Origin of the sequence: Bacteroides sp. (assembly GCF_052357945.1) — a bacterium.
Lineage (GTDB): Bacteria > Bacteroidota > Bacteroidia > Bacteroidales > Bacteroidaceae > Bacteroides.
The window spans coordinates 21,186-33,348 of sequence record NZ_DAWCXD010000004.1; the positions used below are offsets into that span (position 1 = coordinate 21,186).

The 12,163-nt window shown below is 40.8% G+C and carries 8 protein-coding genes; 4 read left to right on the forward strand and 4 right to left on the reverse strand.

Features of this window, described 5'->3' with window-relative positions; all coding sequences use genetic code 11:
* Nucleotides 1-18: 18 nt before the first annotated feature.
* The 4 genes from ACT8YW_RS02115 to ACT8YW_RS02130 all read right to left on the reverse strand — a co-directional run bounded on the left by ACT8YW_RS02115 (nt 19) and on the right by ACT8YW_RS02130 (nt 8,469).
* Nucleotides 19-3,180 (reverse strand): SusC/RagA family TonB-linked outer membrane protein, encoded by a 3,162-nt coding sequence (locus ACT8YW_RS02115; protein WP_444103818.1) that lies wholly within the window; start codon nt 3,178-3,180, stop codon nt 19-21.
* Nucleotides 3,181-3,307: 127 nt separating this feature from the next.
* The gene (locus ACT8YW_RS02120; RefSeq protein ID WP_444103819.1) at nt 3,308-4,690 is read right to left on the reverse strand and encodes a sulfatase family protein; all 1,383 of its coding nucleotides are present in this window, start codon (nt 4,688-4,690) and stop codon (nt 3,308-3,310) included.
* 129 nt (nt 4,691-4,819) lie between these two features.
* A complete protein-coding gene (locus ACT8YW_RS02125; RefSeq protein WP_444103820.1) occupies nt 4,820-6,262 on the reverse strand; it encodes a sulfatase family protein in 1,443 nt (480 codons plus the stop codon).
* A gap of 140 nt (nt 6,263-6,402) precedes the next feature.
* Nucleotides 6,403-8,469, reverse strand: coding sequence for an arylsulfatase (locus ACT8YW_RS02130; RefSeq protein ID WP_444103821.1), 2,067 nt, complete (start codon nt 8,467-8,469; stop codon nt 6,403-6,405).
* Between the two features lie 217 nt (nt 8,470-8,686).
* On the opposite strand from ACT8YW_RS02130, the gene ACT8YW_RS02135 reads away from it, so the two are divergent.
* From ACT8YW_RS02135 to ACT8YW_RS02150, 4 genes are all read left to right on the forward strand, one after another.
* The gene (locus tag ACT8YW_RS02135; RefSeq protein ID WP_444103822.1) at nt 8,687-9,526 is read left to right on the forward strand and encodes a CvfB family protein; all 840 of its coding nucleotides are present in this window, start codon (nt 8,687-8,689) and stop codon (nt 9,524-9,526) included.
* A gap of 115 nt (nt 9,527-9,641) precedes the next feature.
* On the forward strand, nt 9,642-10,334 hold the full coding sequence (locus tag ACT8YW_RS02140) for a DUF4476 domain-containing protein (protein WP_444103823.1): 693 nt from the start codon (nt 9,642-9,644) through the stop codon (nt 10,332-10,334).
* Between the two features lie 26 nt (nt 10,335-10,360).
* A complete protein-coding gene (locus ACT8YW_RS02145) occupies nt 10,361-11,044 on the forward strand; it encodes a DUF4476 domain-containing protein (RefSeq protein ID WP_444103824.1) in 684 nt (227 codons plus the stop codon).
* 14 nt (nt 11,045-11,058) lie between these two features.
* On the forward strand, nt 11,059-12,150 hold the full coding sequence (locus ACT8YW_RS02150) for a hypothetical protein (RefSeq protein WP_444103825.1): 1,092 nt from the start codon (nt 11,059-11,061) through the stop codon (nt 12,148-12,150).
* The last annotated feature ends 13 nt before the right edge of the window (nt 12,151-12,163 follow it).

Below are 12,163 nucleotides of genomic sequence, written 5' to 3' on the forward strand. Positions count from 1 at the left end.
AATTAGTTTTATTGAATATTAGAATGTGATGCGTGTTCCTACGGTATAAGTGCGTACGATCGGATAAGTATCCGCACCTCCTGTTTCAGGATCTACGCGATTATCTACGTTAGAAAATGTAAGTAAGTTATTCCCCTTGATATAGAACTGGCATGCTGTTATACTTAATGGCTTCAATAGTTTCTTGGGGAATTTGTAACTTAATTCCAGATGTTTCAATCTGACATATGAGTGATTAGCATAAGAGTAAGTACTTTGTACCGAATTATGTCCTCTGTCCAGATGAAGTGCGGGGCGCATAACTTTATTGGTATTTGCTTTTTCCGGAGTCCAATGGTTTAATACATCCGGTTGTGCTTTGATGTTACTTTCGGGAAAGTCCCATAAATATTGGTCGAATTGCAATTTATAAACACCTAAAGGAGCATAAATCATTGCATTTAGTCCCCAGCCTTTGTACTCCAGACCTAAATTAAGTGACATGGTAGTCTGTGGATAATTCATTTGTGAAACAGCGGCTTTGTCGTTTATATTGAGAATTCCGTCACCATTGTAATCAATGTAGACTAGATCTCCCGGAATTACTTTTTGAGGAGAGGCTTGCCCTATTGCCGTTTGTGCATGATTAAACACATCGTCGATTGTTCCATAATTGCCGACTGCCAGAAAGCGTGCTTGCCAGTCGATGGGTTTGCCGGCTTCCTTCAGATGACTTTCCAAGTCTGAAGGGTCGTCTCTAAACACAATACGGTTTTCATTCATTGATAAACTATAATTCATGGAATAGCGCCAATTTTTGCCAATTTTATCGTGCCATCCTAAATCCAGTTCGAATCCATGATTTTTTGTTTCTCCCATATTCAAAGAGGGCAGACCGATACCATACCATGCCAGTGTGGTGCGGGGAGCCATTAAAATTCCGGTACGACGCTCATTAAACAAGTCTATACTCATGGACAGCTTATTCCATAGACTAAGTTCTAGTCCTAAGTTTTGCTTGGTGGCAACTTCCCATGTGGATAATGGGTCTGCCATCGTACCTTCTTTGAAAGTTGGACCGAAACCAACATTTTGTGAATCTCCGAACTGGACGTTATTAGCTTGATTATAGATCTGAATGTAATTGAAACGAGGAGCGCCTGCGTCGCTACCTACCTGGCCATAAGAATATCTGACTTTCATATTGGTAAGTACACTTCCGAATTTTTTCTTGATGAACGGTTCTTCTGAAATTCTCCATCCTAAAGAGAAAGAAGGGAAGAAGCCAAAACGATGACCGGGAGCAAACTTTTCAGATCCGGTATAGGCCATGTTTACTTCACCCAGATAGCGCTCTTTCCAGTTGTAAGTGATGCGTCCCACCCAGTCTTCCGTATAGGAGGGGAACTGCATCATATTTTCGTTTCCTTTGTTTTCTATGATTTGCCTGTTCATTAAAGCCAGTGCTGATAATTTATGCGCTCCGAACTGGCGATTATATTCTAATGCAAATTCGTAATATAAACGTCTTCCTACATCATTCAATGCATCATAATTCGAATTAACAGGGTAGCTTTCATCATCTTGGTATTCACTTGGAAACCGATTGTTTTGTTTTTGTGGATAGGAAATGCTTCCATCTTCGTTGTAAATAGGATTTGCATAATCATATTCACGATAGTATCGTATTGAGGAGTTCTTTTCAGCGAATGCACCATTTATTCCCTGGACTAATCCTACTATAATTTTTGATTCTGTGTTCATGAATTGATTATAGGATACACGTGCTTTGGCTGATAATCCTTTCGTGATGAAAGATAAATCCTGTTTCAATATAAAATCATACCATCCCTGAAATTTTTTAAGCATATTCTGACCTTTGGTATTCATATTGGCTATAAGATTATAGCCTGATTCAGAAATATCTCCCCAATATCCGTCACTGTATTTAATGGGAAATGAGTTGTTGGGAGCCTGAAATGTTTTTGAGAAGTTGGTTCCTCCACTCGGTTTATTCCGGTACCCCATATTACCCGCTACATTGGCAGAGAAAGTAGTCGTATTTGTTAGTTTGAAATCAAAGTTTGCCCGCCAGTTATAGCGTCGGTAATAGTAACGTGGATCAAAATCGGCTTGTTTATCTATATTGTAATTGCCACCATCATATTGATAACCTAATGATATGAAGTAGTCCATCTTTTCCATTCCACCTTGGACATTGATATTATAGTTTTGGGAAAAACCAAATTCTTTAGTGATTTCATCAAACCAATCTACCTCTGGGAAAACATCATTGTATGGACCATAATTGCCTGTGGCATATGCTTGTTCCCATGCTCGGATAGTTGAGGTTGGAATTTGTTTGTCCCAATTGTCATCATTGGCCAGTGTCTCGTTGTATGTTTTCATGGAAGTGATGTAGTCTGCCCAGTCCAGCTTGGTTGTCATCTGTTTGAATCCCAAGTTGGCTGTAAAGGTTATCTTAGCTTTTTGCTTGGAACCGCGTTTGGTGGTCAACAAGATGACACCGTTAGCTCCTCTGACACCATATACAGCGGTTGCAGACGCATCTTTTAAAACGGAAATGGATTCGATTTCATTGAAGTCTACGTCATTCATATTACGTTCAATTCCATCTACCAATACAAGAGGGGAGGTTCCATTCCATGATGCTTTACCACGGATGAAAATACTGGCGGAGTTTTCTCCGGGCATTCCGCTGGAATTGATTGCTACTACACCGTTTAGTTTTCCTTGTAGAGCTTCTGATACACTGTTGAGGCTTCCGCCTTGCAATAAATCGTCTCCTTTAGTTGTTGAGATGGATGCTACTGTGGATGCTTTTTTCTGGACACCATAACCCACAACAATAACTTCGTCTAGCTCTTCACTGTCATTTGATAGGGCTATTGTACCTGCTTTGGATGCTTCTTTGGCATCAATAATCAGTTTTCTGTACCCTATATAGGATATAACTAACTTGTGATGAGGAAGAATTTTCAACTGGAAAAGTCCGTCAAGGTCAGTTATTACACCTTGGGAAGTCCCTCTGACACTCACAGTAGCCCCAATTAAAGGACGGTTGTCACTACTGTCTACAACTTTGGCTCGGACTGTTATAGCCTGCTGTGCATATCCTGACTGACATAATAAGAATATGATTACCAACCATAGACATCGTTTAAACTTAATGTTGCTCATGATATTAAGGATATAGTTAACAAATTAATCAAAGGATTTCTAACGGATGAATACATTTTGTATCCATCCGTACTAATTATTTATTAAGAATAAATTTTGCTGTGTGATTTTTTAGATACAGCTTTAGTTAAGCGGCAGAGGGATTTTGGGCTCTCTTTTTATTAGGTGTACGTGGTACATCTTTGTCTATCCCTGTATCTTTTTGTTGTTTCATCCAGCTTTCTAATTCTCGAATGAGTTCCGCTTTCTTCTGTTTGTACTCTATTTTATCTGTAAGATTATCAAGTTCAAATGGATCTTTCGTTATGTCATACAATTCATACTCGGGGCGATGTTGATAACGCTTCAATATTCTCCGGGCTTGTTCTGTGTCTTGAGTTTTCCAGGAGATATGCCATTCATTCTTTTCAATATGCTTCTCTATGTATGTTGCTTCTGGAGTTAAGTTCCAGATTAAACGATATTTCCCATCTGAAATGGAGCGGATAGGATAAGCTGGACCTTCCGGGATATTATTGTGAACATGATAAGCATATTTATGATGTTTTTCTGTTTTGCCTTGTAATATATTTACGAGGCTTTTTCCATCTATAACATCAGGTACATTGCCACCTGCGATTTCAATGAAGGTGGGAAGAATATCCTCATATTGCACGATTGCAGAAGTTTCCGTCCCCGGTCGGATAACTCCTTTCCAAGAAGCAAGCATCGCTGACTTTACACCTGCACTCCAGTTGGTCCATTTGGCTCCCGCGAACTGTGGGCCTTGTTCGGATATGAAAATGATAAGGGTATTTTTAAGCAAATCTTTGTCCTTCAAAATCTTCATGGCATCTCCTACTTGTTGATCCAGCAGTCCTATTTCTGCTAAATATCTAGCGTAATATTCGCGTGTTGCTTCGGTATCCACAAAATGTGGAGGTAGTTGAAGCTTTTTCCGGTCAAAAACGGAGGCGTCGCCACCTGTCCAAGGGACATGAGGGTTAATAGAAGCTAGAACCAGACAGAAAGGCTGCGAAGTTTCACGTCCCATAAATTCTTTGATTCCATCTGTAGTATAGTCTGTTTTGGGACTCGTACACCCTTTTGGAAATCCTGGAACTTCTTCAAATGGGAAATTAGCTAAAGGATTGATATGCCATTTTCCTGCTAATCCAACTCGATAACCTAGTTCTCCCAAATAGCTTGGAAGAGACTTCACGTCGTCATTTACACGGCTATGGTTTGCGTAACCACCATGATGCATCGGATACATTCCTGTATAAAGGCAATGACGGGTTGGCGTACTCATAGATACAGAATTATATGCACAGTTAAATTTAATTCCCAGACGGGCTAATGCATCTATGTTGGGTGTTTTATTGTTTACAGCCCCAAAACATCCAATATCATAGTACGCACAGTCATCAGCTACTATTAATAAAATATTGGGTTTGGAAGGTGTTTGAGCAAAACTATTGCCTATTGACAAGCCGCTTAATAAACACAGGCTAATTAATGATTTTTCCATATAGTATTATTTTATTGGGTTGTTTATATGTAAATAAGATAATGTATAGGCTTATACATACCATTGCGAATGGTGAAAGCAATGGCATGTTGCCCAATAATAATCATTGTCTTATGCTATATTCTGATATTAATGCTTTTTGTTTCTTTTCTTCTTGCCTTTGGTTGATTGATTGTTTTTCTTCTCTTTGGTTGTAGTATCCTTTTGTAAATTGCTAGCCAAATGGTTCAATGCATCCATTTCCGTCTCTTGCCCTTTATCTCCACAATATTTCATCCAGCCTTTCAGCTGTTTATCCAATTCGTTGATTTTTGTTTTATAGTTGGGATCATCTGCTAGGTTCTTCATACAATAGGGATCTTTCTCCACATCATATAATTCGATAGCCGGACGATATTGATATTTGTGTGTCATTTCCCGGGCATGTTTATCAGTCTCTCCTTTCGCTTCCCATTGTTTGAATAAAGGAGAAAAGACTTCTGTATTCTGGAATTTGGCTTCCGGAGTAAGATTCACGATGTAGCGGTATCGTCCGTCTGATACGGAGCGGATGCCATAATATGGAGAACCTTTGTAAATACCTCTGGTTGTCTGCAGCGAGAAAGTATATTGTTTGTGTGTCTTTTCTTTGCCAGTCAATACGTTTTTGAAACTTTTCCCATCTACCGGAGCAATCGGTTTTCCTCCTGCGATATCAATGAAAGTGGGAACTATATCCACATATTCTACCAATGCGTCACTTTCTGAATGAGGTTTTATCACGCCGGGCCAGCGAACGATGCAAGCAGAATGTACACCTGCATCATAACAGGTCCATTTGGCAAATGGCAGGCTGTTTCCCTGTTCACTTAAATATACTACTACTGATTTGTCAGTCTCTTTTTGCTGATCGAGGATAGATAACAAGGTGCCGAACTCATTATCCATATAGTTAATCTCAGCCAGATAGTGCGTCAACATTCTGCGTGTTTCAGGTATATCTACATACATTGGTGCAACAGTTAGTTTATCTGCATCAAATAGGGAAGCATCCCCTTTATTCCAGGGAGTATGGGGTTGACGGGAAGCTACTAGTAAGCAGTATGGTTCATGTTTATCTTTGCACTCGGAGATGAATTTGCGGATGGCGTCGAAATCAATATCCCCTCCTTGCAGTGTCGGTGCGTAAAGATCGAATGGAAATACCGAGTCGGGAGCCACATGTGATTTTCCTACTAAAGCTACTTTGTAACCTTGAGGATGAAGTTGTTGAACTACACTCAAAGTTCCTTCATCGGCGCGGGTATGGTTGGGGAATGCTCCACTTCTTACAGGCCATACGCCTGTATATAAGTTGTGACGAGTGGGAGAAGACATTGGAACAGCCTGGTATGTTTTCGTGAGGCGTATTCCTTGTGTTGCAAAGCGGTCGATGTTGGGTGTTTTGGAATCCGGGCTTCCATAACATCCAAGATCATAAAACGAACAGTCGTCGGCTATAAACAATACCAAGTTCGGTTTCTCCGTTTGTTGTGCATACATGCTGGCTGTGCATCCAGCCGCCAGTGCAAGGCTTACTAAATAGTTCTTCATATTTTCTTGATTTATATGTCTGGTCATTTTATTTTCCAAAGATAGGTTCTGGTGTAAATGACAAGTAGAAAAAATCTATCTAAAAATAGGAATTATGTGTTTTCACCTGTCCACAGACCCTATATAGCCGTATTCTACTTTTATTTTATGTCTAGTTCAACATCATCTATCCAGATTACTCCATTTGATTTTCCTACATAAAATACCAGCTGATAATTTCCATTCTCCTTGATTGGAATATCTTTGAATTCGAAAGTACGGACATCAGTAGTAAGAGAAAGGGGGGCATCAATGAGCTTTGTAGCCAGGTTCTGCTCTCTCTCCAATCGGAATATAATGGGGGACTTTTTCTCTGCTTGTACTTTGAATCTGATGGAGACCTTTTCTCCGGCTTTGGCATTGAACATCCATTTCAGAAATCCATTTGCCGGTTTGTCTCCACTTTTTTTGATATCGATACGGGCTGTTTTGTCTCCACTGATTGTATGGGCATTGTCTATAGAAAAATAGATTTCTGCTGTGTTGGTAACACCATACTTCCAGTCGCCAAAGTTATCATCGAATTGTCCGTTTATACACCGACGTTTGTAATCACGTCGACGTTCTCCATAAGAACGTGTATCCAGTGGGAGTGCCTCCACTTTGTCGGCCCATTCTTTCCAGGCTGCGTATAATTCATTTTTTTTTTGAGGATAGGTGGTCGCAAGATCATTTAGCTCTGTCGGGTCCGCGTTCATGTCATATAAGTGAATGGCGTTTTCGTCAAATGATTGCCCTTCGATCACTTTGGTGACTATCTTCCATTTTCCCTCTCTTACAGCAATATTGGCTTCATGCTCCCAGAATGTTTTCCCGCGTTTTGTGTTTTTTCCGATGAAATTCGGTCGGAGACTGACTCCTTGCATCGGAACAATGGTATGTCCTTTATATGTGGTAGGATAGGATGCTTTACCGAAATCTACGCATGTGGCCATGATATCTGTGATATGTCCGTATTCATTAACGAATGAGTTATCGAGCTTTGGGGAGATTCCTTTCGGATAATGAACGATTAGAGGGGTAGCGATTCCACCCTCATTGGTATGGTGTTTATATTCTTTGTAAGGTGTACTGCTTACATTCGCCCAATTTCTGCGGTAACTTTCGAAAGTATCTTCCTTACCGTCTACTGCCTTTCGTTTTCCGCTACTGATAAATTCAGCACAGGCTCCATTATCACTCAGGAACATAATAATTGTATTGTCCAGTTGCCCCTTTTTACGCAGTTCTTCTACAACACGTCCCACTCCTTGATCCATTGCATCAATTTGGGCTGCATAAATAGCCATGCGCATGGCAAATTCTTTTTGTTCTTCCTTTGAAAGGCTATCCCAAGCCGGAACAGCTTCATCGCGTGGAGACATTTGCACGTCTGGAGAAAAGAGTCCCATTTTTTTCTGGCGCTGGAAACGGGTCTCACGTAGTTGATCCCATCCTGCTTTGTATATATCCACATATTTGTCTATGTCTTTTTGTAGAGCTTGAAGTGGCCAGTGTGGTGCAGTATATGCCAGATAAAGAAACAAAGGCTTTTCTTCGAATGAATGCTGTTTGATGAATACTGCGGCACTGTCACTGATTGCATGGGTAAAATAGAATGTGCCGTCTTTAGGGGAATGAAACTGTTGATTGTTCCGGTTATACTTCATATTGAAATAGTTGGCTGCTCCTCCTACGATACCATAAAATTCATCAAATCCCCGTTGGTTGGGCCAATGTTCCTGGACGCCTCCGGAATTTTTTCTTTCGCTACTGACGTGCCATTTACCGCTCATATACGTACTGTAACCTGCACTTTTTAAAACTTCAGCAATGGTTACACATTCGTTGTTGAGGCATCCCTGGTAGGAAGGACGTTGCATGTCGGCAGTAGTCATCCAGCCCATTCCTGCTTGGTGTGCGTAAAGACCGGTTAATAGACTGGCACGTGTCGGGCAACTTCTGGCTCCGTTATAAAACTGTCGATAACGTAATCCCTCGCTCGCTAATTTATCTAAATTCGGCGTTTGTATCTCTCCACCATAACAACCGATGTCCGAGTATCCCATATCATCCGCCAAAATAAGGATGATGTTCGGACGATTGTCTGTTGCTTGAGCCTGGCAACAATTGGTCAGAATCCAGGGTAATGCAGGCAAAACTGCCAGATAGATGTTTTTTCTGTTCATTTCTATTTTGTATTAGGTTGAGTATTTAAAGTTACCTTGGGATATAGAGAACGGTGGCTAAATTACGTCTCTTTCATGTTTTTCCATTAGAAAAAATGTTCATAGTTTCTGTATTTATGTGTTCCGTCTTATATTTTTTCCCAATGACATGCAGTATTTCAAGTAAATCACTACTTTTGTAATAGACCTTGAAAGTATTAATATAATAGATAAGAATATGAGCATCGAATTAGGAAAGTTCAATCAGCTTGAAGTCGTGAAAGAAGTAGATTTCGGCGTATATCTCGATGGTGGGGAAGAAGGTGAGATTCTGTTGCCTACCCGCTATGTGCCCGAGGACTGTAAGATAGGAGATTTTTTGAATGTGTTTCTTTATCTGGATATGGATGAAAGACTGATTGCTACGACGCTGACTCCGTTGGTGCAGGTAGGTCAGTTTGCCTGTCTGGAAGTCTCCTGGGTAAATCAATATGGAGCTTTCCTGAACTGGGGATTGATGAAAGACCTGTTCGTTCCGTTCAGTGAGCAGAAGATGAAAATGCAGGTTGGGCGGAAATATGTGGTCCATGCGCATTTGGATGAAGAGAGTTATCGTATTGTGGCTTCAGCAAAGGTGGAACGTTATCTGTCGAAAGAAAAGCCGGAATATACTCCGGAAGCAGAAGTGAATATCCTTATCTGGCAGAAGACGGATTTGGGCTTTAAAGCGATTATAGATAATAAGTATAGCGGTTTGCTGTATGAAAATGAAATATTCTGTCCGTTGGAAACAGGAATGGAGATGAAAGCTTTTGTGAAACAGGTGCGTGAAGATGGTAAAGTCGATTTGATTCTTCAGAAACCCGGTTTTGAAAAGATTGACGATTTTTCGAAAACGTTGCTAGACTATATCCAAGAGCATGGGGGACGAATCAACTTGAATGATAAAAGTCCTGCGGAAGATATCTACGACACGTTTGGTGTCAGCAAGAAAACCTTTAAGAAGGGAGTGGGCGACTTGTATAAGAAGCGTTTGATTACCTTGCATGAGGATGGCATTATTTTGGCGGATTCCTAAACAGAATAGGGATTTCCCTACATACGAATAGAGAGAATCATTGGGGTGGGGAGTTTCCTCACCCTATTTTTGTGGTATCAGATTAAAGATATAAATAATAAAAACTAGATAAGCTATGCGTAAGATTATAATAAGTTTCTGCATCCTGTTCGCTGCCCTCTCCTTAAAAGCGCAGTCTGTTAACGGAATTCGTATCGACGGCGGAAATACTCCGATTCTTGTTTACTTGGGAGGAAACCAGATATGTTTGCCTACTACTACCTGCTTTATAGCCAATTTAAATCCCGGACATTATACTGTTGAAGTGTTTGCTACCCGCTTTACCCGTTCGGGAGAGCGAGTATGGAAAGGAGAAAAACTGTATAAAGACTACGTTTATTTTGATGGACGGGGAGTGAAAGAAATATGGGTAGACGGACGTGATAACATGCATCCGGAAAGACCCGACCGCCCCGGACAAGGGGAACATCGTCCAGGACAAGGAGAACATCGTCCGGGATATGGTTACAACAGGGTGATGAACGATCAGCTCTTCCAAACGTTTTATAAAGAGATGAAGAATGAGCCTTTTAAAGATGACCGTATGAAGTTGCTCAATGCTGCATTGGCTGGTTCTGATTTCACATCTGCCCAATGTCTCCAACTGACCAAACTGTATACATTCGATGATGACCGGATGGAGATTATGAAGATCATGTATCCCCGGATTGTAGATAAGGAAGCTTTCTTTACGGTGATTAATACCCTGACATTTAGCTCCAGCAAGGAAAAGATGAAGGATTTTATCATAGGGTACGGTAAACGTTGATACTATTAACTAAAAACGATACGGTTATGAAAAAGATACATATTATGCTGTGTTTGGCGTTGGGAATATTGGTCAGTGGCTGTTTTACCAGCTATGTATCTACCAAACAGATGATGGGTATATATCAGGGAATGACTCAATCGCAGGTAGAGTCCGTTTTAGGAAAACCTGATTTCCGGCGTTTTGACGGTGATATGGAAGAATGGGAATTCCATCGTGATAACGGTACGCCTGTACTTACTTCGGAACCTGTGACGATAATCGTTCAGTTTGTAAATAGAAAGGTGGTTAGTATGGATACGTTCAAAGGTTATGGCAGACCTGCACCGATGCATTCCGTTGTAGTACCGCCTGCTGTGAACACTACCGTTGAAGTCTTTCCTAATCATGAACAGGTGGAAGAAGCTCGTTTGATGACTGATTCGGAGTTTGATGAATTTATCAATAAGCTCAAAATAACGGTTATGAATGAAGACCAGAAGCAGCTTGTCGATCGGATGTTGAGAACGTATGATGTCACTTCAAATCAATGTGTGAAAATAGTGAAGGAGATTTCTTATACTCCTGACCAGGTGGAGATGATGAAGAAGCTGTATCCTTATGTAAGGGATAAGAGAAATTTCAATAAGGTGATCGATATTTTATTTTCTAATGCATATAAAGATGAGATGCGTAAGTTTATTGAGGAATATCATCAGAATAATAAATGATAGGAGATTGAATTATGAAACGAATACTGTTTTTACTCTTTGCTGTCGGTCTGACTGCCAATATGACCGTAATGGCTGGAATGAGCACTAGCAAGGTACGTAAGGAGACGCGTTTTCTTACCGATAAGATGGCATATGAATTGAGCTTGAGTACACAGCAATATAATGATGCGTATGAAATTAATTACGACTTTATTTATTCTGTCCGTAATATCATGGATTACGTAGCACGTGGTTACGAATGGGCATTGGATGATTATTATGAAGCGCTGGATATCCGTAATGACGATCTTCGCTGGGTATTGAGTGATGCACAGTATCGCCGGTTCCTCGGTGCCGAGTATTTTTATCGGCCAATCTATGTTACCGGAGGGAAATGGAGCTTCAGGGTTTATGTAAATTATCCGAATCGTAGTTTGTTTTATTTTGGTGTGCCTTACCATTACCGTACTTATTGTGGAGCACATTATCGTCCACACTTTCACCATGTGAGTTATTATCAGGGTAGATATACTAATTTCAACCATTATTCTGCACCACATCGGGTGAGAGATCAGCGAGTATTCCACTCTTATCGTCGTTCGGATTTCGGTTCTGTCCGGTTCCGTCCGAATACTTCCACTCGTCTCGGAACGACAACAAGACCTGGTAAAGATGTTGCTCCTGATAAAAAAGGGAATACGAATAGAGTAGAAAGTGATCGTAATTCTGGTCGTCGTCCGGAAACGGGTTCCGGTTCTTCAAGCTCTAATCGCAGACCAACAAGCGGAAGCTCAACAGGTTCCAGTTCCTCCAATCGTGAGAGTGGAAAAACAAGTAGCAGTTCGAGAGAAAGTTCAAGTAGACGAAACGATAGTGGTTCCTATAATAGAAATAACAGTTCCGAGAGAAATAATAGCTCTTCCGGTTCCAGTCGTAGTAGCAGTACCACTTCTAACCGGAGTAGCGGTAGCTCGAGTTCTACTCGAAGCGGCGGTAGCTCTACCCGGAGCAATGTTTCTAGTGGACAAACAGAAAGACGCTCTTCTTCCGGAAGTACGAGAAGCAATAGCACTCAAAGCTCTTCCCGTTCCTCTGAAAGAAACAGCAGCAGTTCAAGAAGATAACCTATTCCTTTAT